The sequence below is a fragment of the Flavobacterium sp. FG19 genome, from assembly GCF_057809475.1.
On sequence record NZ_JBMDKA010000007.1, the window covers coordinates 59,100 to 85,489 of the forward strand.

At 35.5% G+C, this 26,390-nt stretch carries 21 protein-coding genes; 13 read left to right on the plus strand and 8 right to left on the minus strand.

Annotation, left to right across the window (positions count from 1 at the left end; translation table 11 throughout):
* Positions 1-31: 31 nt before the first annotated feature.
* Positions 32-1,036: a class 1 fructose-bisphosphatase gene (gene fbp, locus ACODST_RS08985; RefSeq protein ID WP_488931780.1), complete on the minus strand. Its 1,005-nt coding sequence runs from the start codon at positions 1,034-1,036 to the stop codon at positions 32-34.
* Between the two features lie 171 nt (positions 1,037-1,207).
* Between fbp and ACODST_RS08990 the strand changes: the two genes are divergently transcribed.
* Together ACODST_RS08990 and ACODST_RS08995 are read left to right on the plus strand one after the other, a co-directional pair.
* Positions 1,208-1,702: a GNAT family N-acetyltransferase gene (locus tag ACODST_RS08990; RefSeq protein ID WP_488931781.1), complete on the plus strand. Its 495-nt coding sequence runs from the start codon at positions 1,208-1,210 to the stop codon at positions 1,700-1,702.
* Between the two features lie 109 nt (positions 1,703-1,811).
* The gene (locus ACODST_RS08995) at positions 1,812-3,071 is read left to right on the plus strand and encodes an aspartate kinase (protein WP_488931782.1); all 1,260 of its coding nucleotides are present in this window, start codon (positions 1,812-1,814) and stop codon (positions 3,069-3,071) included.
* Positions 3,072-3,097: 26 nt separating this feature from the next.
* On the opposite strand, the gene ACODST_RS09000 is transcribed toward ACODST_RS08995, so the two are convergent.
* Complete coding sequence (locus ACODST_RS09000; protein ID WP_488931783.1) at positions 3,098-3,484, minus strand: helix-turn-helix domain-containing protein; 387 nt, start codon at positions 3,482-3,484, stop codon at positions 3,098-3,100.
* Positions 3,485-3,927: 443 nt separating this feature from the next.
* Here ACODST_RS09000 and ACODST_RS09005 point away from each other — a divergent pair, with 443 nt between their 5' ends.
* Positions 3,928-4,539, plus strand: coding sequence for a hypothetical protein (locus ACODST_RS09005; RefSeq protein ID WP_488931784.1), 612 nt, complete (start codon positions 3,928-3,930; stop codon positions 4,537-4,539).
* Between the two features lie 322 nt (positions 4,540-4,861).
* On the opposite strand, the gene ACODST_RS09010 is transcribed toward ACODST_RS09005, so the two are convergent.
* Positions 4,862-5,065 carry a helix-turn-helix transcriptional regulator gene (locus ACODST_RS09010; RefSeq protein WP_488931785.1) on the minus strand — a complete coding sequence of 68 codons (204 nt, stop codon included), beginning with the start codon at positions 5,063-5,065 and terminating at the stop codon, positions 4,862-4,864.
* Positions 5,066-5,185: 120 nt separating this feature from the next.
* Between ACODST_RS09010 and ACODST_RS09015 the strand changes: the two genes are divergently transcribed.
* The 5 genes from ACODST_RS09015 (at position 5,186) to ACODST_RS09035 (ending at position 9,136) form a co-directional block, all read left to right on the plus strand.
* Positions 5,186-5,383 carry a hypothetical protein gene (locus ACODST_RS09015; RefSeq protein ID WP_488931786.1) on the plus strand — a complete coding sequence of 66 codons (198 nt, stop codon included), beginning with the start codon at positions 5,186-5,188 and terminating at the stop codon, positions 5,381-5,383.
* Positions 5,384-5,408: 25 nt separating this feature from the next.
* A complete protein-coding gene (locus tag ACODST_RS09020) occupies positions 5,409-5,603 on the plus strand; it encodes a hypothetical protein (protein WP_488931787.1) in 195 nt (64 codons plus the stop codon).
* A gap of 196 nt (positions 5,604-5,799) precedes the next feature.
* On the plus strand, positions 5,800-6,429 hold the full coding sequence (locus tag ACODST_RS09025) for a hypothetical protein (RefSeq protein ID WP_488931788.1): 630 nt from the start codon (positions 5,800-5,802) through the stop codon (positions 6,427-6,429).
* Between the two features lie 11 nt (positions 6,430-6,440).
* Positions 6,441-6,974, plus strand: a complete 534-nt coding sequence (locus ACODST_RS09030; protein ID WP_488931789.1) for a TlpA family protein disulfide reductase — start codon at positions 6,441-6,443, stop codon at positions 6,972-6,974.
* Positions 6,971-9,136 (plus strand): peptidase domain-containing ABC transporter, encoded by a 2,166-nt coding sequence (locus ACODST_RS09035; RefSeq protein WP_488931790.1) that lies wholly within the window; start codon positions 6,971-6,973, stop codon positions 9,134-9,136. Before ACODST_RS09030 ends, ACODST_RS09035 begins: the two co-directional genes overlap by 4 nt.
* Before the next feature lie 29 nt (positions 9,137-9,165).
* Here ACODST_RS09035 and ACODST_RS09040 read toward each other — a convergent pair whose 3' ends face one another.
* Together ACODST_RS09040 and ACODST_RS09045 are read right to left on the minus strand one after the other, a co-directional pair.
* Positions 9,166-11,553, minus strand: coding sequence for a TonB-dependent receptor domain-containing protein (locus ACODST_RS09040; protein ID WP_488931791.1), 2,388 nt, complete (start codon positions 11,551-11,553; stop codon positions 9,166-9,168).
* Between the two features lie 96 nt (positions 11,554-11,649).
* Positions 11,650-12,732 carry a helix-turn-helix domain-containing protein gene (locus tag ACODST_RS09045; protein ID WP_488931792.1) on the minus strand — a complete coding sequence of 361 codons (1,083 nt, stop codon included), beginning with the start codon at positions 12,730-12,732 and terminating at the stop codon, positions 11,650-11,652.
* Positions 12,733-12,892: 160 nt separating this feature from the next.
* Here ACODST_RS09045 and ACODST_RS09050 point away from each other — a divergent pair, with 160 nt between their 5' ends.
* The 3 genes from ACODST_RS09050 to ACODST_RS09060 all read left to right on the plus strand — a co-directional run bounded on the left by ACODST_RS09050 (position 12,893) and on the right by ACODST_RS09060 (position 18,456).
* Positions 12,893-16,321 (plus strand): DUF8818 domain-containing protein, encoded by a 3,429-nt coding sequence (locus ACODST_RS09050; RefSeq protein ID WP_488931793.1) that lies wholly within the window; start codon positions 12,893-12,895, stop codon positions 16,319-16,321.
* Positions 16,322-16,385: 64 nt separating this feature from the next.
* Positions 16,386-16,898 (plus strand): hypothetical protein, encoded by a 513-nt coding sequence (locus tag ACODST_RS09055; protein WP_488931794.1) that lies wholly within the window; start codon positions 16,386-16,388, stop codon positions 16,896-16,898.
* Positions 16,899-17,379: 481 nt separating this feature from the next.
* Positions 17,380-18,456 (plus strand): glycosyltransferase, encoded by a 1,077-nt coding sequence (locus ACODST_RS09060; RefSeq protein WP_488931795.1) that lies wholly within the window; start codon positions 17,380-17,382, stop codon positions 18,454-18,456.
* On the opposite strand, the gene ACODST_RS09065 is transcribed toward ACODST_RS09060, so the two are convergent.
* The 3 genes from ACODST_RS09065 to ACODST_RS09075 form a co-directional block, all read right to left on the minus strand.
* Positions 18,453-19,763, minus strand: coding sequence for a porin (locus ACODST_RS09065; RefSeq protein WP_488931796.1), 1,311 nt, complete (start codon positions 19,761-19,763; stop codon positions 18,453-18,455). The two genes, ACODST_RS09060 and ACODST_RS09065, sit on opposite strands and share 4 nt — an antisense overlap.
* A gap of 163 nt (positions 19,764-19,926) precedes the next feature.
* Complete coding sequence (locus ACODST_RS09070; RefSeq protein WP_488931797.1) at positions 19,927-21,012, minus strand: sensor histidine kinase; 1,086 nt, start codon at positions 21,010-21,012, stop codon at positions 19,927-19,929.
* 203 nt (positions 21,013-21,215) lie between these two features.
* The gene (locus ACODST_RS09075) at positions 21,216-21,899 is read right to left on the minus strand and encodes a response regulator transcription factor (RefSeq protein WP_091494752.1); all 684 of its coding nucleotides are present in this window, start codon (positions 21,897-21,899) and stop codon (positions 21,216-21,218) included.
* Between the two features lie 233 nt (positions 21,900-22,132).
* Here ACODST_RS09075 and ACODST_RS09080 point away from each other — a divergent pair, with 233 nt between their 5' ends.
* Together ACODST_RS09080 and ACODST_RS09085 are read left to right on the plus strand one after the other, a co-directional pair.
* Complete coding sequence (locus ACODST_RS09080; RefSeq protein ID WP_488931798.1) at positions 22,133-24,907, plus strand: TonB-dependent receptor; 2,775 nt, start codon at positions 22,133-22,135, stop codon at positions 24,905-24,907.
* A 226-nt stretch (positions 24,908-25,133) separates the two neighbouring features.
* Positions 25,134-26,243: a hypothetical protein gene (locus tag ACODST_RS09085; protein ID WP_488931799.1), complete on the plus strand. Its 1,110-nt coding sequence runs from the start codon at positions 25,134-25,136 to the stop codon at positions 26,241-26,243.
* Positions 26,244-26,390: the final 147 nt, after the last annotated feature.

The following is a 26,390-nucleotide window of genomic DNA, read 5'->3' on the forward strand; positions in this document are numbered from 1 at the left end:
ATACTGAAAACTGAGACTGAAAACTGAAAACTTACTCAGCCGTCATAAACTCCTCCGCCTTTTCTACCATATTATAGCTTCCGCAGAAAAACGGAACCCTCTGGTGCAATTCTGTCGGCTGAATTTCCATAATTCTTCCAAAACCGTCCGTAGCTTTTCCTCCGGCCTGCTCGGCTATAAAAGCCATTGGGTTACATTCGTAAAGCAGCCGCAGTTTTCCTTTTGGCGCTTTTGAACTTGTTGGATAAATATAAATGCCGCCCTTAATCATATTCCGGTGAAAATCAGAAACCAGACTTCCTATATATCTTGAGGTATAAGGCCTGTCGTCTTCTTCCCGCTGGCAGTATTTAATATAATTTTTAACCCCCTGCGGAAAGTGAACATAATTCCCTTCATTGACCGAATAGATATTTCCGTCTTTTGGAAATTTCATATTAGGATGCGAAAGATAAAAAGTTCCTATAGCAGGATTTAGGGTAAAACCATTCACTCCGTGCCCTGTAGTATACACCAGCATGGTTGAAGTTCCGTAAATTACATAGCCGGCCGCTACCTGATTAATTCCCGGCTGCAGAAAATCTTCAATAGTTACCGGAGTACCTATTGGAGTTACCCGTCTGTAAACAGAAAAGATACTTCCCACAGAAACATTCACATCAATGTTTGAAGACCCGTCAAGCGGATCCATTAAGATCACGTACTTATTATTATGACTGTTGTCGCTCCCCTTGACAGTTATAAAATCGTCGTTTTCTTCTGAAGCAATACCACAGACAATCTCACGGTTTATTAACGTCTGGATAAATACTTCGTTGGCATAGACATCTAATTTCTGCTGGTCTTCTCCCTGAATATTCTGTTCGCCTGCGGCGCCAATAATATCCACCAGACCTGCCTGGTTTACTTTGTAGTTTACGACCTTAGCCGCTAAACGTACAGAGTTGATAATCCGGGAAAGTTCTCCCGACGAATACTGAAATGCTTTTTGGTTCTCAATAATAAACTCTCCCAGTGTTTTATTGCGTTCTTCCATTACTATATCGTTGTAGTTTTAATTTTAAGTCACAAATATCGTTTATTTTGTGAGAATGATTTAAAAATTATTTTGTTAGTTTGCTACAATTGTATATTTGCTAATTATCAGCAAAAAGTACAAGATAAAACAATGCTTTTTTAGCGAATAAATACTTAATAATACGAATATATGAATATTAGAAAGGGAAATCCCGAGGATATGAGATCGGTTTTGGGATTAATTCAGGAGCTGGCAATATTCGAAAAAGAACCGGATGCTGTTGTTATTACAGAAGAAGATTTAATACGTGACGGATTTGGAGAAAAACCTCTATTTCAGGTTTTTGTAGCAGAGATTGATTCAAACGAAAATGAAAGCGGTAAAGAGATAGTAGGAATTGCATTATTCTACTACCGTTATTCGACCTGGAAAGGAAAAACGATACATCTTGAAGATTTAATTGTCAGCGAAAAAATGCGTGGTACCGGTTTAGGATCCGCACTTTATGCCGAAATCATGAAACAGGGTAAAATAGACGGTGTTCGCAGAATAGAATGGAATGTACTGGACTGGAATACTCCGGCCGTAAAATTCTACGAGAACTCAGGGGCCAAGATCCTTGAAGAATGGAGAGTGGTTCAAATGGATGAAACAGGAATCAATGCGTTCCTCGAAAAATTATAAATAATAAAACTGCCAAAACCTGATAAAAAACAAAACAGGACAAGGCAAAAAACAATATATTTAGACTTCCTCAAATCTAAAATCTAAAATTAAAAATCTAAAATCAAAAATGAGAGTATTTAAATTTGGCGGTGCATCGGTAAAGGATGCTGACGGAATAAGAAACGTATATGACGTTTTACAAAAAGTGGGTTATGAAGATGTGATTCTGGTTGTTTCGGCTATGGGAAAAACCACAAATGCTCTTGAAGTAGTAATCAAAAATTACTTTGATAAATCAGAAGCGTTAATTTCATCTGTACAGGAAATAAAAAACTACCACTTTCAAATCGTACTGGATTTATTTAAAGACGAAAAACATGAAGTTTTTGATGCTGTAAATGCTCAGTTTGAAGAACTGGAATATTTTCTGGCACATAATAAATCTCCTAATTACAACTTTGTTTACGATCAGGTCGTAAGTTTTGGAGAATTGATTTCGACTAATATTTTAAGCCACTTTATGAATTTCATGGGTATCCAGACACAATGGCTTGATGTTCGTAATTTCATTAAAACCAATGCAAACTACAGAGATGCAGAGGTGGACTGGGAAGCTACAGAACAAAATATCAGTAAAAATGTTCCAAGAAAAATATTAAACATTACTCAGGGATTTTTAGGAGCTGACGAGAACAATTTTACAACTACTCTGGGCCGTGAAGGTTCTGATTATACAGCGGGAATTTTTGCGTACTGCCTGAATGCCGAAAGCGTAACGATCTGGAAAGACGTTCCGGGCGTTATGAATGCGGATCCCCGTTATTTCGAAAATGCAAGTCTGTTAAACCAGATTTCGTACCGTGAAGCTATCGAATTAGCATTTTACGGAGCCACTGTTATTCACCCGAAAACGCTGCAGCCGTTACAGAAAAAGGAAATTCCCCTTTATGTAAAATCGTTTGTGAACCCTTTATTAAAAGGAACCTGTGTTTCTAAAGGAGTCGATCTTGAACCACAATATCCATGTTTTATTGTAAAAAGAGAACAGCTTTTAATTTCGCTTTCTTCTATTGATTTCTCTTTCATTATGGAAGAAAACATCAGTGAGATTTTTGGTTTATTCCACGAATTCAAAATTAAAGTAAACCTGATTCAGAACTCGGCTATTAGTTTCTCTGTCTGTGTAGAAGACAAATTTGGCAACTTTAATGATCTGAATGCTATTCTTTTGAAAAAGTTTAAAGTAGAATACAGCGAAAATGTGACACTTTACACGATTCGTCACTTTACAGAGGAAGCGGCACAAATTGTAGAGAAAAACAAAGAAGTTTTATTGAAACAGGTAAGCCGTGAAACGATGCAGATTGTTACTAAAGATCTTAACTAAAACTACAAAAAGGTAATTATTAAAATTCAGTATATTTCCCGGAAGGCTCCACGTATAAGTGGAGCCTTTTTTTTAGGTTTTACTCTATTTATGTTTCTGACTATAGTTTTTAAGTCCTCTATCTGCAGCTCATACTGCTTTATTATTCTTCTGTAATCACTGTATGCGCCCTCTTCTGTACTAATTATATTTTCGTAAGTAGTATTCCCAATTTCTTTTCTCACTAATTCTTCAGGGGTTATTTCAAAAACTTCGCAAATTTTATTAAAATGATTGGCCCACGAAGAACTTTCACCCCGTTCCATTCTGGCATATGCTGATACCGAAATATTTAAATAATCTGCTACTTCTTCCTGCGACAAATTTCTTGCCTTACGTAATGTTTTTAACTTATTTCCTACAATTATATTCATGCACATAATATTTAAGAACAATAAACGTAAGAAATATTTTGCAATAAATTAAAATTGCTTTAAAAATAACCGATTTTAGGTTGAGACTTTTTTACGGCCTCATATAGATTTGCATAATAAACCTGTTAACTTATAAATCTATAAAATTATGAAAAAGAGTTTCACATTAATTTTATTTATTGTAGTATCATTATCATGTAGCAATAATGATTCTGCAAACCATGATGAATCAAATGCTGTAGATTATACAGCATTAAATAAATCTATAGATAATCAGATCAATACTTTTCACAAAATAATTATAAACGATAGCAATGAAAAAAAGTATTTAAAATACTTTAAAAACACAACCAATATCTGCAAATACTAGTAAAACTGCTCCTAAGAAAGAAACTATTAAAGTACAATTAGCTCCTCATTATAACGCAGCAGAAAATAAATTCATGTTAAATTTTTATCAGGATCTGGGTAATTCATATGATAATCAGATAATTTCACTTTTAAATTCCAAAAGATTACTATTAGATAAAGAGAATTTTTCTCCAAATTTTAAAGATGAAGCTTCCTTTCTATTCCATACAATTGAAAAAATCACAAACGAGGTCAACGAAATCTCCAAATCTCAAACAAGTAAAACTGGAAAATCAAGTGGTTTTGTAGATTGTGTGGCAAAAGAAGGAAAAACGATCGGAAGAGGAGTGGTTACTGGCGCAATAGTTGGCGCAGCAACGGGAGCATTAACGGGCGCAGCCGGAGGCACGGTTGCTTTACCAGGCGTAGGAACGGCCGCCGGAGCCGTTGGCGGAGCAGTTTTTGGTGCAGCAAAAGGCGCTGTGGGAGGTGGTCTTACTGCTCTTGTCTGGGCAGCGGTAGACTGTGCAATGGAACGAAAAACATTAGAAGCAACATATCTTTTTGGTGATGATTTTTACAATGAGATTTTATTTCCTCATGATCCGCATTACACAAGTCCTAATCCTTTTGTAAATTATGAAACTTTATCAAATTCTATTTTCTTTGCACCTAATGATACCATTTTAATCTTTATAGAATAAAGACCATGAAAACAAATAAAATACTTCTTTTTATTTTAAATTACGTTTTTAGTCCTGCTGCTGTTATAGTAATGTTTTGGGTATTATTTTTTAAAGGAGAGAGATTTTCAATTCAAGAAATAATAGATCATAAATATGATTTAAGGCTATACATCGCATTAGCATTGGCTATAATATTTTTGCTATTTCTAAGGCACGGGATGAAATTTAACAAAAAATAAATTTCCCGGAAGGCTTCACTTATAAGTGGAGCCTTTTTTAGTTTTTGTATTTATTTGAAGATTGTATTATTCTTAAATCTTCTATTCTGCGCTGATATTTATTAATTCTTTTTCACGAGCTCCTCGGCTGTAATTTCAAAAATCTCACAAATTCTAATAAAATGGACAGCCCACGAACTACTTTCACCCCGTTCCATTCGGGCATAGGCAGACTGTGAAATCTTTAAGTGGTCTGCGGCTTCTTCCTGTGACATTTTTCTAGTCTGACGCATCAATTTTAGATTATTTCCTACGATTTTATTCATAAGCATACTTTTAACAAAGATAAAAATAAGAAATATTCTATAAAAACCTATTTTAGACTAAGACTTTTTTTATTCTCTCTATAAATTTGAAAAATATTAATCTATAAAATTTAAATAATTATGAAAAAATTAGAATTAAATCAGATGGAAAAATTTGAAGGAGGTATATCTAGAGATCAAGCTGGCTGCGCTGCTTCAGTAATTGGCCTTGGATTAACTTATGCAGGTGCATTTGCTATTACAGCCGCAACAGGTGGCGCAGGTATATTTGCCGCCGCATTTATAATAGGTTCAATGGGTGTCGCCCTTTCGTGTTAATAAACAAATATAAAAAAGTAATATTATGTCTTTAAACACTAAAAGATGGTTTTACTTCAACTTAATATTTGTTAGCGGAGGATTTGGTGGTTTCTTAATTGGTTACATGATAAAAAATGGTTTTCTGCTTGGTACGGCATTTACTGCCGCCGGCCTTTTGTTAACTTCATTTGCATCATATAAACAATGGAAATACATTATGGGAATTATAAAACCTTAAATATAAGGAGCGAATTGAATTCAAAATATTTAGAAAACAAACTCATGCAGCTTTAAAACTAAATTAGCATTCAAAAATTTTGCAAAAAAGCTGTCTGCTTTATATAGACAGCTTTTTTAAACTAGATCATGAATTCGTAAATTAAAAACTAATATCTATTTTTTATCAGTATTTTTTCAACTCTTCCAATTATATTATGAAATCTCAATTGATAAAATGGCTAATACTTAGTATTGCTTCACTTCTAATTGCTGAACTATTTAAAAATACAATCCATTTTAATAAACTTTTTTACCACTCCCTTTCTGAACAACTTACCACAAAACAAATTGAACACTTTTTAGAATTCCAAAAAAAATGGGAATGGCTTGGTTATATATATATTCCTATTTTTTTATTAGTCAAAACATTCATAATTGCAACAATTCTCTACATTGGCTTGTTCTTTTCAAATAAAGATCTAAAATTCCGTACCATTTTAAATTTTGTTTTAAAAGCAGAGTTTATCTTTTTATTAGTTCCCGTTTTTAAACTAATCTGGTTTTACTTTTTTCAAACCAGCTACACCTTAGAAGACATCCAAAACTTTTATCCTCTTTCAGCTTTAAATATTGTAGGCTATAAAGGTTTGGAAACCTGGTTTATTTACCCGTTTCAGGTGCTTAATTTGTTTGAACTTTTCTATGTCATTTATCTGGGGTATGAAATTGGAAAACTTACCCAGACTAATACCGATTATGGGTTAAAAATAGTCGGTTTCAGTTATGTCCCGGGCCTCTTTTTATGGGTTGCCACTGTAATGTTTTTTACACTTAACTACAGCTAAAAGTACTTCATATGAAAAAGGCAGTAAAAACAATCTTACCAGTAGTATTCATAAGTATTACAGCATTTCTAATTTATCAAATAAAATCTAAAATAAACTATAAAAGAGAGATCTCACAAAATATAAAAATGATTCCGCAATTTTCTTATCAGGATCTTAACGGAACTGTTTTTACCAGACAGAACTTAAAAAAAGAAGTTCCGGTTATTTTTATATATTTCAATACAGAATGTGAGTATTGTAATGAAGAGGCTAAAATGATCCGCGAAAACATTCCAATTTTTAAAGATTTTGAACTCATTTTTATTTCATTTGAAGAACCGGAACAAATCAAAAAGTTTGCCCGGCATTACCAATTAGACCATTATACAAATATCCATTTTCTGCATGACAGTAAAATTACTTTTACTGTTACATTTGATGTTTCCTCCCTGCCTTGTATAGTACTATACGATAAGGACCATAAACTGATCGAAAAAATAAAAGGCCAGACCAAACCCGAAAGCCTGTTTAAAAAATTACATACTGAATACGACTTCCAATGAACTTAAAGCATATTCTGAAAACCCATACCCTGCAGCTTGATCAGTCAGATTGCGGTGCCGCCTGTTTATTGTCAATCATTAAACTGTACAACGGTATTTGTTCTTTAGAAAAAATCAGAGAATTAAGCGGAACCACCCAACAGGGAACTACTATGCTGGGTTTATATCAGGCAGCCAATCAGCTGGGTTTTACAGCAGAAGGCTGCGAAGCGGATATTCAGGCTCTTATAGATCATAAACAGCCTGTTATTTTACATACAACAACAGAAAATCAGTTACAGCATTATCTGGTTTGTTATCAGTATGCCGAAAAAAAAGGCTTTTTAATTGGTGATCCGGCAAAAGGACTTTATACTCTGTCTATAAAGGAATTAGAAAAAATATGGGTATCCAAAACCTGCCTGATACTGGAACCTAATATGCATTTTATCACTAAAAAGCATCAGCAGGACCAGCAGAAAAAATGGTTTCTGGAACTGATACAAGAGGACTCCAAATTAATCTGGATCTCTGTTTTACTAGGCCTATTTGTGGCAGGTTTAGGATTGGCAATGGCATTGTTTTCACAAAAATTAATTGATGATATTCTGCCTTCCCGTAATATTCATAAATTAATTTCAGGTATTGTTCTGCTGGCAGTCCTCCTTTCTGCCAGGGTTGGGATTTCTGTTCTCAGACAGTATTTTATACTCCGCCAGACCCGCGATTTTAACAATCGTATCAATCATACTTTTTTCTCTTCACTGCTGCAGCTGCCCAAACCTTTTTTTGATACCCGAAAAACAGGGGAACTGGTTGCCAGACTGAATGATACACAGCGAATACAAAATGTAATCAAAACACTCATCAGTACACTGGTTATTGATGTTTTAGTGACCATTATCTCTGCTGTTTTTCTGTTTACCTATTCGTGGAAATTAGGTTTGCTCACTATCGCAAGTCTTCCGGTTTATTTTTATATACTGTACCGGAACAATGCAAAAATTATAAAATCACAAAAAGAAGTGATGCAGGCATTTGCTCAAAACGAAAGTAATTTCATAAACAGTATTCAGGGTATTTCAACTATAAAAACGGATAATAAGCAAGGGCTTTTCAATCAAATAAACCAGACTATTTTTTCCCTTTATCAGGAAAAAGTACTGAATCTCGGAAAAATCAACATTGTCTTATCCTGGCAGTCAGGTCTGGCCAGCGTCGCTTTTTTAATGGGTATTTTAATTTATACTTCCATTCAGGTTTTTAATGGAGAAATCAAAACGGGAGAATTAATGGCTATTTTGGGAATCGCTGGTTCACTGCTGCCTTCGATTGCCAGTCTGGCTCTCATTTCAATTCCCGTAAATGAGGCTAAAATTGCTTTTAACCGAATGTACGAATTCGCGTCCATAGAAAAAGAAAGAATTCACGGAATCAAAATTTCCGAAATCCAAGCGGTACATATACAAAATCTTTCTTTTCGGTTTGCCGGGCGAAGCGAACTTTTTCATGATCTCAATATCGAAATTGAAAAAGGGAAACTTACTGCTATTGTCGGCGAAAGCGGATGTGGCAAAAGTACTCTGGGACAAATATTACAACGTTTTTATAATTTTGAAAACGGTAGTATCATTGTAAACAACAAGTATAAACTTGAAGAAATCGAACTTAAAAGTTACCGAAATTTGTTAAGTGTAATTCCACAGGAAATTACCATATTCAATGGAAACGTTATTGATAACATTTTACTTGGAACGATTGACTCTCCTGAAAACATACTGGACTTTATAGCTCAATACGGTTTTGAACCTTATTTTAATCAATTCCCGCAAGGATTAATGACCGTAGTTGGAGAAGAAGGCATTAATTTAAGCGGCGGACAAAAACAACTTATTGCACTGGCAAGAGCTTTATATAAAAAACCGCAGTTTTTAATACTGGACGAAGCTACTGCCGCCATGGATCGCAATACTGAAAATTTTACGATGCAGTTACTTCAAAAAATAAAACCGACATGTGCCATACTTTTTATTTCACATCGTTTGAACAAACTAAAAAACACCTCCGACACCATCTATATCCTTGAAAATAAAACCATAAGTCAGTTTGGAAATCATGAAGAGCTAATGACAACAGCAAATTTTTACAGCGAATACTGGCTCGAAAATAAAACGCTCTTTTAAAAAGACTTCACCTTTAAGCGAAGTCTCTTTTACCTCGCCCTGTTATTCTCCGTCTGTTCAATTTCAGATTTCTTGTAGGTCGTCTTTTTTGAGTTTCCAAAATTATACGATGCAATTAGTTTAAAATAATTACTGGTATAGGTTCGATGATAATAAATCTGGGTTTGTCCCACATTATAATCTCCTGAAACCATAAACTTATGAAAGATATCGTTTGTCGAGAAGTTAAGTTTTAAAGCATCTTTGAAAAAATTTCTTTCGATTCCTAAAGTTACCGTCGAACGGCTGTTTTCGCTTCCCAATCCATAACTTCTGTCACTTAAATACCAGGCCAGCAGCTGCAGTTTAAAAAGCTTCGGAATAGTAAAAGTATTATTCGTATACAAATAAATCTGTGGTTCTACGGGAGCAAATGCAAATGCATAATAATGATCTACCGATTTCTGCCAGCTGATACTAACTGTGTTGACAGAATTCCACCATTTAAGATTAAAAGACCTCGAAAGCGAACTGAAAAAAGTATGTCCTTTTTCGAGATTTAAAGCTCTTAAAATATAACTGTTTGGCGTGTCTCCCCGTAAAGCTGCCGCCGAAATGGGATCAATTTTATAGGTATATCCCATTTTAAAATCGAACTTTTTGAACATGGTCCCTATTTCAAAAGCATGTGTTTTTTCCGGAAGCAGGTTCGGATTTCCTTCAATAGTCGTAAACGGATCCTGATAAATCACATACGGGTTTAAAGCCTGATATCTTGGTCTTGTAATTCTCGCAGCATAAGAAAAATGCCCTTTCCAGTCTTCTGAAAAATCAAAGCTTAAAAGCAGATTGGGAAAAAAATTGCTGTAACTTTTTTCGAATTTCTGAATCTGGTCAGCATTCGTAAATAAATTATAACTTGTTTTTTCGGCTCTGGCACCCAATGAAAAATTAATCTTATCATTCCACTTTCTCACGTAATTGAAATAGGCAGCCGCTATTTTTTCATTGTATTCAAAATCACTCGAAAGCTTATCATCTAATTCAAAATCAACAGTGTTCCCGGAAACTAAAAAATCGGTACCGGAATTTATAGACGCAGCGCTGAACTTGGCCCCCAGTTCCAGCTTCGTTTTTTCATCTATTTTTTGGGAATAATCCGTTTGAAGAGCGACTATATTAATTCGGCTTCCCACATTATTTTTCAGATATCTCTCGGAATCAGTTTCTTCAACCCTGCTGTTTTCATCAATAAAATCCCGTATCGTCTGGTTGTAATTTGAAAACTGCGAACCTATAAATAAGGTAGAACCTTTTTTGGTGGTCAGATTATAATTCAGATTAATAAACTGATTCAGCAGGACATCATTTTTGTCGACATCGGTAGCATAAAAACTGCTTCCGGAGTTATTGGTTATCGTATTTCTGCTTTCTGTAATACCGCCCAAATCATTGACATTGCCACTATAGGCTAATGAAATATAATCCTGAGAGGAAAAAGTATACTGCAGGCCTAAACCAAAATTAGAATAATTGTTAAACCTCCTTTTCCAGTCGGTTGTCAGTTCTGATTTCATATACTCTTCCGGATTCGGACGTGCTCTGGTGGTATATAATAATTCACGATTTCTGCCTGACTGCAGTCCGTAATTGCTTATAAAAGAAAACTTCCCTTTAGAATAACTAAAATCCAAAAGTGTATTGTAGCTTGTTCCGCCAAATTTAGAAACCGATACATGCTGGCTGGCAGTTCCCATAATACCACTTTCTGCATTTTGTCTGGTTATGATATTGATTACGGCTTTTCCTTCGGCATCATATCGGGAAGAAGGATTGGAGATCACTTCAATTTTTTCGATCTGTGAAACCGGAATAGCCGCAAAACGTTCGTAATTGATTAAAATGCCGTTGAGATAAATAATCGCCTCTCCTTTTCCTAACACGCTAATTTCACCATCAGCGACCACAACATTTGGAACTCTTGCCAATAATTCGTTTACAGAACTACTTGCGGCCAATAGCGTTCCTTTTACTTTGACATTCAAATTTCCGTCTGCACTGTATTTTATTAAGGAAGGCTCGCTATTAATTACAACTTCATTTAGCTGATTATGATGCTTCGAAACGATAATCAAGCCTAAATCGATATTTTCTTTTCCTGCGAAATTCACACGAAAAAAACGATCTGCAAATTCTACCGAAGTCAGTTTAAGAATCACTTCTTTTTGATTAATCCCGGCCAATTCAAAAACACCATCTAAAAAATCCTGCTGCCGAATGACGACTGAATCCCGAACAGATAAAATTACTGCTGTTCCCATCATCAGCTCGTTATTCTGGCTGACGGCTTTACCAGAAATTTTTTGAATGTTTTGTGCTTCTACACAATTAAAAAGAAAACAATAGAGATAAACGAATACCGGAATTAAAAACCTCATAAAATTTTAGCGATTAAGATTTGACTTTTTGTGAGGACAAAAGTCAGTTTCAAATCCTGAAATGAGGTAACCGAAAGCGAAATCAGGAGTACGGATTTATAAATCGATACTTTGTTTTATGGCTGCAATACCCTGAATTTGATAATTTAATGGTGTGGTTCCGGTATGTTTTTTAAAAGCGGCAAAAAAAGTCGATTTAGAATTAAATCCAACATCATATCCTACCGATTCTAAAGTAAGTTTATCGTTTGAAGTGATAATTTTACAGGCTTCATTTATCCTGAATTCATTGACAAAACTGGTAAAATTCTTCCCCAGATTATTGTTTAAAAACTGCGACAGCTGATGGCTTGAAATATTGATTTCCTGCGAAAGATCCTGCAGGCTTAAATTAGGATTTTTATACAGGCTCTTTTCATTCATGATACTTTCCAGTTTTTTCGTTATAACAACGGCTTCGGCTGCATCTATTTTTTTACCGGAAACCTTCTGATTATGGAGTACAAACAAATCATCCGTTTTTTTTCGGTATAACAAAACAGAAATAATAAGATATAAAATAAAGGAGAAAACCACTGCTCCGCTTATATAGGTTGCTGCAGAAGCTCCCATAATAGAAAGGAAATAGAATAGAAACAACAGAAAATTTCCCAGAAAAAGGGTTCCGAACCATAATTCAGACGGACTGGACTTTTCTTTGGTATTTAAAATTTTCCTGAAAACGCCTTTCATTACAAATCCTGAAAAACCAATATATACAAACCACTGAAAGTAAATAATCAGAATAAAATACTCCCGCCAGAGTTCCGGATAATACTCATACGGATAGATAATTCCGGTGCCTGCAATCAGGACTCCCCAAAACAAAAGAATCAGTTTCCAGGATCGCGGCATTACACGAACTTCATCAACTCCTGATTTTATAAAATAGTACAAACAGGGACCGATAAAAAAACAGGCGGTAAGACCTAACTGCAGATACATTTTAGGCAGTCCGGGATGAAAATAAACAAATACCGATTTTCCAATCCGGATACTTAAAGCAAATAAAAGTCCGCCAAGAAAATAATTCGTCAGGTATTTTTTCTTCGTAAAAAAGAAAAAATAAATCCCCAGAATAATTCCGTTGAAAGATCCCAAAGCACTAAAAAAAAATAAAAGTTCTTTGCTGGTATCCATAATTTTAAGTTCATTTTATCCTTAACAAAGCTAAAAAAAAGATTGATTTAGCATGAGAATAATATTTCAAAATAAACTGAGCGTCTTTCAGGAAGGCATAGATCCGTCTGAAATTCACAATTATAAATACTACTTTTGACTTTTTGGAGTTAAATTGTTTATGGTGAAAAAATTACTGTTTTTGGTGCTGTTTTGGTATTCGGGGCTTATGGCACAGGATACGGAATCGCTGTACAAAACCAAAAAAGTAATTGCGGTAAAAGACACCATTCATCTGGAAAACTTTAGTATCAATTCCGGTTTTTTTGAAATTCTAAATACTAAAAACCAGCCTCTTGACTCTGCTTTATACAAGGTAGACTTTCAAAAAGGAACCCTTCTTTTAAATGAAACGTTCACCATAAATTCAGACACCCTGATCGTTAATTATCTCAATTACCCGGATTTCCTGACCAAAGAATACGGTCTTTATAAAGAAAGCCAGGTGGTAAGCAATGATGTGGGAACCGAGAAATTATATAAAATTGACAATACTTCCGCTAAAAAAGTAACTCCGTTTGATGGTTTAAATACGTCCGGAAGCATTACGCGGGGTGTTACCATTGGAAATAATCAAAATACCGTTTTAAATTCCAATTTAGATTTACAGATTACAGGAAAAATCTCCGACAAAGTAAGTCTCCGGGCATCCCTTCAGGACAATAATATTCCGCTTCAGGATGGCGGTTACTCTCAAAAACTGGATCAGTTTGATAATATTTTCATGGAGCTTTACAGCGATGACTGGAACATTCGCGCAGGGGATGTTTTTCTGGAAAACCGAAAAACACAATTTTTAAGTTTCAACAAAAAAGTACAGGGACTTGCGGCCAGTTTTGATTTCGGTTCCGAAGAGAGCAAAACGAATGTTTTTGCATCGGTTTCCTTTGTAAAAGGCCAATATGCCAAAAGCACCTTTACGGGGCAGGAAGGCAATCAGGGACCTTACAAACTAAAAGGCCAGAATGGTGAATTGTATGTTTTGGTCATTTCAGGATCTGAACGGGTCTATGTTAATGGTGTACTGCTCAAACGCGGTGAAAACAATGATTATGTGATTGATTACAATGCCGGGGAAATTGTTTTTACCTCACTTTTTACCATTACTTCCGAAATGCGGATTAATGTTGAATACCAGTACTCTGAAAGGAACTATAACCGACTGGTGACGTACGCCGGAGCCACACACGAAAACAAAAGCTGGAGTTTTGGCGGTTATCTGTATTCTGAAAATGACATGAAAAACCAGCCGCTCCAGCAGAATCTTTCGGCAGAACAAGTACAAGTTCTGAGTCAGGCCGGAGATGACATCAATTTAATGAAAGCACCTTCGGCTTTTGAAGACACTTATTCTGAAAATAAAATCCTGTATAAAAAAACGATCGTTAATGCTGTTGAAGTCTACGAATATTCCAATAATCCCGCTGATGTTTTGTACAATGTAAAGTTTAGTCTCACAGGTAATAATCTCGGAAACTATATTATTCAGAACAATACTTCGGTAGAAAAAATATACGAATATGTGGCTCCCGTAAACGGAATTCCGCAGGGAAATTACGAACCAGTTGTACAGCTGGTGGCACCTATGAAAATACAGGTAGCCACTTTTTTAGGAAAGTACAATCCAAATGAAAAAACAATGATCGATTTTGAAATTGCCATGAGCAATAATGACAAAAACTTGTTTTCGGGAATTGATGATGGGGACAATGAAGGAATCGCTTTTAAAACCAATATTAAAAAACGTCTCTTTACAAGAAACTGGACTTTAGACGGTTTTGCCAATTATCAGTTTGTTCAGAAAGATTTCAGATCGGTTGAACGGTTGTACAATATTGAATTCAATCGGGACTGGAATTTAAATACGACTCTTTCCGGGAATCAGAGTTTATTGGTTACAGGTGTCAATTTTGATTTATTTGCTAAAAAGGAAACATCCAATATTGGTTTGTTTACCTATCAGTTTGAAAAACTCGATTTTACCGAAAGTTATTCCGGAGCCCGCCATACCACAACGGCTTTGTTTAAAATTAAAAAATGGACGATTGAAAATCAGGGCAGTTTTCTGAATTCAGATGCCTCAGCTTCTACTTCAAAATTCATCCGGAACCAGACCCGAACCAAATACCATTTTGGCAAAAACTGGATAGGCGGCAGTATGCAGTTTGAAGACAATCAGGAAAAAGACAAAACCACAAATCAGTTTTCGGCCATAAGCCAGCGTTTTTCTGAGTACGGTGCTTTTATCGGACGCGGCGACAGCACCAAAGTTTTTGTGGAACTGGGGTATCTGCAACGCAGAAATGACAGTTTACAAAACGGACTTCTACAGCATGTAAACAATTCGCAGACGTATTATTTAAAGTCTAAACTGATTCAGAACAAAACCACTGATTTAGCCATTTATGCCAGTTACCGGAATCTTGATTTCACCGATTCATCCAAAGAAAATGAACCTTCATTAAATTCCCGTATTTTATATAATGACCGTTTCTTTAATCAGTTTATGCAGATTGGAACGACCTATGAAACCAGCTCGGGGACAATTGCCCAGCAGGAGTTTACCTATGTAGAAGTACCGGCCGGACAGGGTGTTTATACCTGGAATGATTATAACGGAAACGGTATTCAGGAACTGGAAGAATTTGAAATCGCCGCTTTTCCGGATCAGGCCAAATTTATCAGGATCTTTTTACCCAACCAGATTTATATTAAAACCAGCCAGAACAAATTCTCCCAATCAGTTATCCTGAATCCGCTGCAGTGGCAGAATGAAAAAGGCATTAAAAAACTGCTTTCGTATTTCTATAACCAGACTTCGTATATTATGGACCGAAAAGTACGCAGTAATGGCGATCGTTTAGAACTCAATCCGTTTTATTCTTCAGAGGAGAATATACTGGGATTAAATTCCAGTTTCAGAAACAGTTTGTTTTACAATCGGGGCCGACAAAAACATTCTGTTACCTATTCGTATCTTATTAATAATGGGAAAAGCCTCCTTTCAGTGGGTTCTCAAAATGTAAAAAACAGTTCACATCAGATACAGTACACTCATTTGTATCAAAAAAGCTGGCTGTTTAACTTTTTTACCAAAACCATTAAGACTAATTTAATTTCCCAGGATTTTGAAGAAAAAAATTATGATTTAAAAGGATACCAGCTGGCACCTAAAATCAGTTATTTGTTCTCAAAAAACATGAGCCTGGATTTCTTTTATGAATTTCAGAATAAAGAAAATCAGATTGGAAATTTGGAAACTTTAACTCAAACCCGACTGGGAACATCCTTTTCATTTGCAGGCGAAAAGAAAGTGACGGTAAACGGGGAATTTTCTTTTTACGAAAATAAATTTAACGGAAATGAGTTTTCGTCTGTTGGTTTTCAAATGCTTGAAGGGCTTCAGGCAGGTCAAAACCTGGTATGGAAATTACTGTTACAAAAAAATATCACCCAGTTTCTGGACGTAAATTTAAACTACCAGGGACGGAAAAGTGAGACCGGTACTGCCATTCATACCGGCAATGTTCAACTGCGGGCTTATTTTTAACTGGTGCTGAAAAACGTATGAATTAATTTCATACTTTTAATAAGAAATTTAAACGCTGACCACCATGAAAAAATTTGTATTACTTTGTTTTATAGTAGTTTTATCTACTAATTTCTATGCGCAGGAAACCACTGCAAAAGAGGCTAAGAGCAAGACAGAAGCTTCTGCCAAAAAAGCGAAAGCAAAAGCCGACAAAGCTTCGGCAGATGCCAAAAAAACAAAAGCGGAAGCCGATAAACAAACCGCAAAAGCGAAAAAAGAAACGGCAGACGCTGCTAAAAAAACAGCAGATAAAGAAGCGGTAAAAGCAAAAAGCGATGCTAAAAAAGCAGCCTCAAAAGCCGATGATGCAAAAGCAGACGCTAAAAAAGCCACCGCTAAAGCTGACGATGCTAAAAAAGATGCAGCCAAAGCAAAAAAATCAGCCACAAAGACTTTAAAAGAAACCAATGAAAAAGCTCCGAAAACACCGGACAAGGTTACGGGCGAGTACAACGGTAAAAAAGTGTATACAGGGCCAAAAGGCGGCAAATATTACATTAACAAAAACGGAAATAAAACGTATATTCAGGATTAAAAATGTTTTTCACGGCATTCAAAAGGGACTGATCATTTTTTGTAAGCTTCGGAAAAGCACCATGTTTATAGAATAGGGCAAATGTTTCCAATACCAATATAAAGCTCCGGAGGAGCGGCATATAGCATAAATTGCAAAAAATATGTCACACCTCTGGAGCTTTTTTTCATTTTCTTATTGAAATTCTATAAATATTGTCCCCCCTCCGGGGTTTATCATAGAGTTTTTTTTAGCAAATAGTATCTTTTACTCAAAGAGGCTGTCTCAAAAGTGAGGCAGCTTTTTTGTTTCGGCAGGGCAGCATTCGAAATTGTCCTTAACACACAAGTAACTTTATTTGCAAAATCTTCCTTTTTTAAATTGCTTTTTAACGAAAAATAAAGCCTTATAACCGCTGTAGAGTTAATAATTTAGTAATATGTGCCAAATAACAACAGAAGCTTATTTCTTTATCTTCGTTTTTTAAAAAGCGTTAAAAATTATGAGCATTGACTATTCTGCGAACAAAACCATTTTAGTTGCCCCTTTAAACTGGGGTCTGGGCCATGCTACAAGATGCATTCCAATCATTAAAGCGCTTCAAGAAAATAATTTCATTCCGATTATTGCTTCTGATGGTGTTGCGCTGGCTTTATTGCGAAAGGAATTTCCATATGTACAAACCCTCGAATTACCTTCTTATCATATTGAATATGCTAAAAATGGTAAAAATTTTAAATGGAAGCTTATTAAGAATCTTCCCAAAATGATAACTGCCATTTTAGACGAGAAAAAAATGGTAAACAGCTGGATCAAAAAACACGGTATTGATGGTATTATTTCTGATAATCGTTTAGGGGTTTTCAGTAAAAAAGTACCTTCTGTTTTTATGACCCATCAGCTGAATGTGATGACCGGAAACACGACCTGGTTTACCAGTAAATGCCATCAGCATGTTATAAAGAAATATACCGAATGCTGGGTTCCTGATTCTGATAATGCCGTAAACCTTACGGGAGACTTAGGTCATGTTAAAACAAACGATCTGAACCTAAAATACATTGGCCCTTTGAGCCGAATGAAAAAAAAGGAAACGCCAATAGTATACGACCTCATGATTATTTTATCAGGCCCTGAACCGCAGCGTACTTATCTCGACCTGAAACTTCAAAAAGAAGCCGCCCGTTTTAACGGTAAAGTTGTTTTTGTACAGGGAATTGTTGAGAAAACACAGGAAAAATGGCAGGCCGGAAATGTGACTTATTACAATTTTATGAACTCAAAACAGTTAGAGCAGACCTTTAACGAAAGTGAAATGGTACTCTGTCGTTCTGGTTATACTACGGTTATGGACCTCGCAAAACTAGGTAAAAAAGCTTTTTTTATACCTACTCCCGGACAATATGAGCAGGAATATCTGGCTGTAAAACTTCAGGAAGAAAATATCGTACCCTATGCTATGCAGGACGACTTTACGATTGAAGATTTATCAAAGGTAAAGTCGTTTACAGGTTTGTCTCAATTTAAAAATGATATCGACTGGGACTTGTTATTTAGTGTTTTTGAAGATCATCTTTAGAAGTTAAACTGCGCTTGCAATCTTAGCACATTTCCTTGCTGTCTGTTTATTGGAAGCGCACTGTCTTCAAAAGTTCTGTCTGCGATTACGTATTGTGCCGTTAACTCAAAAGCTTTGATGGGCTGCCATTCGACACCAATTTCGTAATCTCTTACCAAATAACTTCTGGCATCTTTCTCATATTTTTTTCCTCCATCATAATATTGAAATTTTACGAAAGGATAAATACGCTGTTTTTTAATATCCCATTTGTAATTTAATAAAACGTAACCTCCGTTTAAATCGGTTTCATCAACAGTATTGGTAGCGGGATTATACTTAGGTCCTTTACCAATATTGTATTCTGTCTGAATTCCGAAAGGTCTTGGATACAGAACAAATGTTGCTCCTATTCTCTGATCTTTCACATACTGTGGATCGTTTACCGTAACACCCGATGAAATTTCTCCGGTAAAAGCCCATTTTCCGGTATATGCCTGAATTCCCGGTTCGATGATCTGGCTCCCAATCACAAAGGGATACGTTACTCTTGTGACTACATTTAAATCTCTGTTTCCGTCTATTTTATTGGCAATTTGTCCATTGTAAACCCCTAATGCAAAAACCCCAAAATCACCAGAACCTTTATATCCGTCTCTAACCAGCATCTCAAAACGTTTTCGTATCTCGGCTGGAGCCCAGTAAAAGAATATCCCTAAATCACGCTCATTGGCTATAGAACTGTTTATACCATCAGCACGATCTAAGCTTAAACGCTGTGAACTAGACTGCATGTTTTCAAATCCGTATGGAATTTTACTTTGTCCAACACGCACACGGTATTCTCTTAGTTTATCAAAAGACACATCAAAATACAAGTCGCGAATTTGCACAAAGTTCTGAACTCCGGTACTTGGTGAACTGGCAAAATCCGGCTGAAAATAGAAAAATACATTGGGATGAACCTGTCCTGAAAACACTAAACGTGCACGACGAATAAAAAGTCCGTTATTTGCTTTTGCATCTGGAGCTGTAGAAGTAGTTCCCCAGGATTTATCGCATTGATCGCAGGAAACTTTATCGTTTGTAGAAAGCAGACCGTTGTATCGAATCTGTGCATAACCTCTTAGAGAGATTCTGTCGTACCAGTGTTCTTCAATTCCTCCTCCCGATTTAGTGTCTGGAAGTTTTGCCTTGTTGATAGAATCTAAAATACGCATTACTTCGTTTTTTACATCCTGTTTATTTAATTCTTGTTTGTTTGTTTCTTGTGCATTTACCATGCAAGTCAGCAGTAATAAAACGGCTGCTATTTTTCTTTTTATCATTAGTTCTCTAATTCCCTTAATTTCAGGATGCAAAGATGACGCACCTGTGTTAAGAAATCATTAACCAGATGTTATTATAATAAAAATTTAATGTTAGCGACTGAATCCGTTTGTTGATTTAATGTTAAGTGCCTTTATTTTAGGCCTTTTAATATAAATCAGGTTACGATTTTTTAACGTCGTTCTTTTGCGCTTTAAATGCTTTTTCGAGTGTAAAAGAGAATTCTGAACCAATTCCGAATTCACTTTCTACGTATACTTTTTCTTTATGTGCTTCAATAATATGTTTTACGATTGCCAGTCCTAAACCGGAACCTCCTTCAGAACGTGTTCCGCTTTTATCAACACGGTAAAAACGTTCAAAAAGTCGTGGAATATTTTGTTTTTCAACCCCTTCCCCGTTATCACTAATACGAATTAAGACTTTTTTCTTGGTTAAATTAACCACACCAACTTCAGTCAGACCGCCTTCTTTTCCATATTTAACAGAGTTTACGATCAGGTTTTCTAAAACCTGCTGAATCCTGTCCTGATCCCCGCGCACTACAACCGACTGCACGTTTTTGCTTTCAAAAGCCAGTTTGATTTTCTTTTTATCGGCTTTCATTTCCAGCAGATCGAATACATTCTGAATCAACTCAACAATATCAAAATCGGTCATATTCAAATCTAAATCACCCGATTCTAATTTCGTAATCATATCCAGATCTTCTACTATATAGATAAGACGCTCCACTCCTTTTTCGGCACGCTTCAGGTATTTTTTCCGAATGTGTTTATCATCCATAGCGCCATCCAGTAAAGTAGAAACATACCCCTGAACGGTAAACAATGGTGTTTTTAACTCATGGGAAACATTTCCTAAGAACTCTCTTCTGTACTGCTCGCGTATTTCAAGCATTTCAATTTCCAGTTTTTTATCGGTTGCAAACTTTTTCACCTCACGCGAAAGTGTTTCCATATCGGTAGTAATAGGCTGATTGATCAGATTGGTAGATTCCAGCAAAGAAACCTCATCGTAAATTTTCTTAACCCTGCGATAGATAAAACGTTCAACACGGTATTGCAAAACCAAAAAGGAGAATATGTAGATAACCAAAATGAAAACTATTCCAAATGCAATTTGATGTCTGAGCTCATTTTTATAAAACAAAGACATTAACATCAATACGAAACCAGTTGAAAAAAGACTGATATATAAAGCCGATTTTATGGCAAACTTGTATGTTTTTTTAAAATTAATTTTCATTGAAATTATTTAATCATTAAGAGATTAAAAGAAATTAAGTATAACTCAAAAACCACATAAAAAACTGAAGCCAGGTAAACTTCGGTTCCTTATATGGTTTAAATGTATTGAATATTTTTAAAAGAATCTGAACGGATTTAAATCTTAACCAAAATTCCGAAATACCTTAGCAATTTAGTATGTCAGAACAGCATCTGTGAAATCTAAACTTCAAATTTGTAACCAACCCCTTTTATGGTTTTGAAAAGGTCTTCTCCTATTTTCTCGCGCAGTTTTCGGATATGAACATCTATTGTTCTGCCTCCTACCACAACTTCGTTACCCCACACTTTATCCAGGATTTCATCTCTTTTAAAAACTTTTCCAGGTTTTGAAGCTAACAGATAAAATAATTCGAATTCTTTTCTTGGTAAAGCAATTTCTACATTGCCTTTAATGATTTTATACTCTTCGCGGTTAATCTCTATTCCGCCTACATTTAATGTATCGGTAGTAACTTCTTGTTCTTTTAACCTTCTTAACAAAGCCTTTACTTTAGAGACCAGTAATTTTGGTTTGATAGGCTTAGTAATATAGTCGTCAGCACCAGCGTCAAAACCAGCTACTTGCGAGTAGTCCTCGCTTCTGGCTGTAAGAAATGTTATGATAACGTTATTTAATTCGGGAATTTTTCTAATATGCTCACAAGCTTCCATTCCGTCCATTTCTGCCATCATCACGTCCATAATAATTAATTCCGGCAATTCTTTCTGAGCCTTAGCTATAGCGTCTTTTCCATTAGAAGCTGTAACAATCTGGTAGCCTTCCTGAGCAAGGTTATAGCCAACGATTTCTAAGATATCTGGTTCGTCGTCAACTAATAAAATCTTAGTTTGTGTTTTTTTCATAAATAGCAAAAATTGAGATTTTTACATCAAATCTTCTTAAATATTTATCCGATGTTTTTTATTTCACAGGGTAAATATAGTAACAAAAGAACCTTAAAAAATTGGTGTTAACGGTAATTTAATCTGGTAACAATTTGATAATCTTAACAACACAAAAACATAACAAGTACATAACATGGACTTCACGGTGCGTATCTTTCTTTGCACAAAAATAAATTAAACACAACACTCTAATGAAATTCAATTTAAGATTTCTATTTATTGCATTATTTATTTGTACGGTTTCGGTCGCACAAAACAAAGGTACAATTTCTGGCGTTCTCTCCGACAAAGAAATGAACAACGATCCGCTGCCTTTTGCAAATGTTTTAATTAAAGGTACAAACATTAGCGTAAATACAGACGTTGACGGAAAATATTCCATAAGCGTAAATCCTGGAAACTATACTTTAATTTTTAGTTTTTTAGGATATGAATCTAAAGAAGCTCCGGTTACGGTAAAAGCAAACGAAACCGTAGTAATCAATCAGGCTCTTTCTTCAGGAAGTTTTACTTTAAAAGATGTAGTTGTAAAATCTACAACAGCAAACAAACAAAAAGAATCCGCATTATTACTGGACCAAAAAAATGCCGTTTCATTTAAAGCTGCCATTGGTGCTGAAGAAATCTCCAGAAAAGGGGTTAACGACGTAGCCAATGCTGTGGCAAAAGTAAGTGGTGTATCTAAACAGGATGATTCGGGAAATGTTTTTGTAAGAGGTCTAGGCGACCGTTACAATGTTACAACATTAAACGGACTTCCGTTACCATCAAACACTCCGGCCAACAAAAACATACTTTTGGATATTTTCTCTACCAACATTGTAGACAACATTGCCATAAGCAAAACATTTGAAGCTCAAAACTATGCTGACTTTGGCGGTGCCAATATTGACATCAGCGCTAAAAAATTCAGCGGAAAACCTTTTATCAGTTTTTCAATTGGAACAGGAGCCAACACCAATGTTTTAGAACAGGATCATTTCTATCTGCAGGACGGACCAACTTACACCGGATTCAAAAAAGCCGGTATACCAAGCGCTCCGCTTCAGCCTTACAGTTATGCAACAAGCTGGGACAGACAAGAGAGCAAAAACATACTGAACGCTTTCTACACTTTATCAGGAGGAAAAAAATTTGAAATCAGCGACGAAAGTTCTATCAGCACTTTTGTTACCGGTTCATTCAGTGCCAGAAACAAATATACTGAAGGATACAGCAGAGGAGGTATTACTTCTGACGGAGATATCTTTTCTGATTTTATCAGAACAGCTTACAAACACAGCACCACCACAACGGTTATGGGTACAGCTGATTATAAAATCAACAACAAAAACTCGATCTTCTTTACTTCTTTATTCTTAAATTCAAGCGACCAGGATTACAGCGAATACGAAGGAACAAACCAAAATTTTGATGGTGGTGGAGACGCTCAACAGCAGATTACGGGTTTCATTAAACGTGGAACTTTTGAAAGAACACAATTAATCGTAAACCAGTTAACAGGAAAAAATAAATTCAACGATCAGTGGAATTTAAACTGGGGAGTAGGATACAGTATCTCTAACAGTGCGGTTCCGGATCGTATGCAGAATTCTTTTGTATTGGCTCCTAATGCTGTAGATTATACGTTCTTTACCAATTCAAATATTAATAACCACCGATTTTTCCAGGACTTAAAAGAAAATGAAATCGCAGCTAATCTGGCTCTTTCTTATAACTTCAAAAAAGGAAGTGATGATACTTACAAAGGAAAAGTAACGGTTGGTTATTCCGGAAAATTCAAAGATGTAGATTACAACATGGAACAATATTCATTCTTCCCAAACAGAACTACAATTTCTTTTCCTAAAGAAGACATACACCATGTAGATAATTATTTAGATCCTGCACACTGGGGTTCATCTTACTCCAACAGAATTCACCAATTGTATACTGGAAATCTGGATGTTAATGCTGCATTTGCTAACGTACAATATTCTTTAACGGACAGATTGAGTGTAATACTAGGTGCCAGATTAGAACAACTGACTCAGAATGTTTTTTACATCACAACTACTGTTCCGGGCGGTGATAATTCTGATGATTCTAAGTTTAATATTTTACCTAGTTTGATTTCAAAATACACCCTGACTGAAAAACAGAATTTAAAATTCTCTGCCAGTAAAACGTATACACTGCCTCAGTTTAAAGAAAAAGTGCCAATTATTTACGAAGATGTTGCACAGGCATATGAAGGAAATCCAAGATTATATGCTTCAACAAATTACAATTTCGATTTAGGATGGGAGTATTTCCCTAAAGCCGGAGAGTTAATTTCGGTAACAGCATTTGGAAAAATCATCCAAAATCCTATCAACGAAATGTTCCTGAATTCTTCTTCAAATGATATTTCTTATGCTAATACAGGAGACAAAGGAACAGTAGCAGGGGTTGAAGTAGAATTTAGAAAAGACATTTTTGAAATTGAAAAGAATGACAACTTAAAGACAAAACTTTCGTTTGATGCCAACGGATCGTATTTATACACTAATCAGGATCTAAGCAACGATAAAGTAAACAATGAAAATGACTTTGGAGCTAACTTTACTTTTACAGAAAGTAAGTTAACCGGAGCTTCTAATTTTCTTGCCAATGCTAACCTTTCGTTCCTGAATGAATTTTCAGAAAACAAAAACATTTCTGCAACGGTATCTTATTCTTACTTCTCAGATAAGTTAGCCGTAATTGGAACTTCAAGAGTTGGAAATATGGTGGATAAAGCGGTAAATAAATTAGACTTTATTTTCAATACAAGTTTAACCAAAAGCTTAAAGTTAGGTTTCATTTACAACAACATCCTTAACCCGACTTTCGAGCGTGTACAGGAGCAGGGAAAAGTACCAGGAAAAGAATCTGTGGGTGACATCATTGTGACATCTTACAAAGCAGGTTCTGATCTTAGACTTACTTTAAACTATACATTCTAAAAAAGAAATTTCAGATATACCAAAAGGTGATCAGCAGTGCTGATCACCTTTTTTTATTACCGCCAAACTTCAATGTAAATTTTACATTAAGCAGAGTTGTTTTTTACAGAAGATACTTAATATATTGTTAATGCCGTCTTAACTCAGCAAAAACATATGTTCGTTTACTTTGCCTCAATAAATAAAACAATAAAACACAACAAAAATGAAAAAAAGTTTTTTTGCAATGGCTGCAATATTAGGACTTGCTTTAACAAGCTGTAGTTCTGATGATAACAACAAAGACGATAACAAAAGTAGTTTCGTTTTAAAAGTGGACGATTTAAAAGGTAACATCAACGATGGTACTGTTACTTTAGACGCAACTCAAACTTACACTTTAACTGGAGCTTTAGTTGTTAAAGGTGGAGCAACTTTAGTTATTCCAGCTGGAACCGTAATCAAAAGTTCTCCTAGTGTTGACCCTACTGCTTTATATATTGCTGTAGAAAGAAATGCAAAAATCAACATCAATGGTACAGCTGCTAAACCAGTTATCATGACATCTGGAAAAGCAAGTCCGGCTCAAAGTGACTGGGGTGGATTAATTATCGCTGGTAATGCTAAAGTAAATACTGGAGATAACGGTACATCTGAAGTAGGTTCTTTAAGCTACGGAGGTAATGACAATGCAGATTCTTCTGGAAATATCAACTTCTTAAAAATTTCTTACACTGGTTCTAAATATACTTCTGAAAAAGAATACAATGGAGTTTCTTTCTTTGGAGTAGGTTCTGGAACAGTAGTATCTGATATCTACACTTTCGAAAGTGGTGATGACGCAATTGAGTTCTTCGGTGGTGCTGTAAATGCTTCTAACTTAGTAATGATAAACTCATATGATGATTCTTTAGACTTTGCTGACGGATGGCAGGGTACTGCTACAAATGTTTACATTAAAGGTGTAACTAAAGCTGGTGTTGAAGGTTCTACTAACGCAAAAGATCCAAGTGGAGCTGTTCCAATGACTAACGCTAAAATCGTAAACATCTCTATCGTTAAAGGTGGTGATACTTTCTTAGCTGATGAAAAAGCAATCAACTACAAAGAAGGTGGTGGAAAACAAGCTTACACAAACTTATATGTTGCTGACGGAATGCCTGCTGCTTTAACTAAATTATCTACGGATGCTGGTGCAGTTGCAAATATCGCTGCTGGTAACTTTACTATCACAGACTATACTTTTGGAGCTTCTGTAACTTCTTTTGATGGTGCTAAATTATCAGGAAAAACTACTGGTGCAACTGGTGCGGGTGCGGGTGCTGAGTTACCATCCTGGGCTAACTGGACTAAGTAATTATAACAGCTTATAGTTTTCCAATAAAGACTTAAATTAGTTTAGTTGGTTTCTAATAACTTCGAATACAAAATGTTAAAAACATCCTAAATTATTAGGATGTTTTTTTTTGGCGTACTTTTTGCACTTTTTTTTGTATATTTACAA

Excerpts from the sequence above, each read along its gene's own strand:
- fbp (WP_488931780.1), bottom strand. The coding sequence starts at position 1,036 with ATGGAAGAACGCAATAAAACACTGGGAGAGTTTATTATTGAGAACCAA.
- ACODST_RS08990 (WP_488931781.1), top strand. The coding sequence starts at position 1,208 with ATGAATATTAGAAAGGGAAATCCCGAGGATATGAGATCGGTTTTGGGA.
- ACODST_RS08995 (WP_488931782.1), top strand. The coding sequence starts at position 1,812 with ATGAGAGTATTTAAATTTGGCGGTGCATCGGTAAAGGATGCTGACGGA.
- ACODST_RS09000 (WP_488931783.1), bottom strand. The coding sequence starts at position 3,484 with ATGAATATAATTGTAGGAAATAAGTTAAAAACATTACGTAAGGCAAGA.
- ACODST_RS09005 (WP_488931784.1), top strand. The coding sequence starts at position 3,928 with ATGTTAAATTTTTATCAGGATCTGGGTAATTCATATGATAATCAGATA.
- ACODST_RS09010 (WP_488931785.1), bottom strand. The coding sequence starts at position 5,065 with ATGAATAAAATCGTAGGAAATAATCTAAAATTGATGCGTCAGACTAGA.
- ACODST_RS09015 (WP_488931786.1), top strand. The coding sequence starts at position 5,186 with ATGAAAAAATTAGAATTAAATCAGATGGAAAAATTTGAAGGAGGTATA.
- ACODST_RS09020 (WP_488931787.1), top strand. The coding sequence starts at position 5,409 with ATGTCTTTAAACACTAAAAGATGGTTTTACTTCAACTTAATATTTGTT.
- ACODST_RS09025 (WP_488931788.1), top strand. The coding sequence starts at position 5,800 with ATGAAATCTCAATTGATAAAATGGCTAATACTTAGTATTGCTTCACTT.
- ACODST_RS09030 (WP_488931789.1), top strand. The coding sequence starts at position 6,441 with ATGAAAAAGGCAGTAAAAACAATCTTACCAGTAGTATTCATAAGTATT.
- ACODST_RS09035 (WP_488931790.1), top strand. The coding sequence starts at position 6,971 with ATGAACTTAAAGCATATTCTGAAAACCCATACCCTGCAGCTTGATCAG.
- ACODST_RS09040 (WP_488931791.1), bottom strand. The coding sequence starts at position 11,553 with ATGAGGTTTTTAATTCCGGTATTCGTTTATCTCTATTGTTTTCTTTTT.
- ACODST_RS09045 (WP_488931792.1), bottom strand. The coding sequence starts at position 12,732 with ATGGATACCAGCAAAGAACTTTTATTTTTTTTTAGTGCTTTGGGATCT.
- ACODST_RS09050 (WP_488931793.1), top strand. The coding sequence starts at position 12,893 with ATGGTGAAAAAATTACTGTTTTTGGTGCTGTTTTGGTATTCGGGGCTT.
- ACODST_RS09055 (WP_488931794.1), top strand. The coding sequence starts at position 16,386 with ATGAAAAAATTTGTATTACTTTGTTTTATAGTAGTTTTATCTACTAAT.
- ACODST_RS09060 (WP_488931795.1), top strand. The coding sequence starts at position 17,380 with ATGAGCATTGACTATTCTGCGAACAAAACCATTTTAGTTGCCCCTTTA.
- ACODST_RS09065 (WP_488931796.1), bottom strand. The coding sequence starts at position 19,763 with ATGATAAAAAGAAAAATAGCAGCCGTTTTATTACTGCTGACTTGCATG.
- ACODST_RS09070 (WP_488931797.1), bottom strand. The coding sequence starts at position 21,012 with ATGAAAATTAATTTTAAAAAAACATACAAGTTTGCCATAAAATCGGCT.
- ACODST_RS09075 (WP_091494752.1), bottom strand. The coding sequence starts at position 21,899 with ATGAAAAAAACACAAACTAAGATTTTATTAGTTGACGACGAACCAGAT.
- ACODST_RS09080 (WP_488931798.1), top strand. The coding sequence starts at position 22,133 with ATGAAATTCAATTTAAGATTTCTATTTATTGCATTATTTATTTGTACG.
- ACODST_RS09085 (WP_488931799.1), top strand. The coding sequence starts at position 25,134 with ATGGCTGCAATATTAGGACTTGCTTTAACAAGCTGTAGTTCTGATGAT.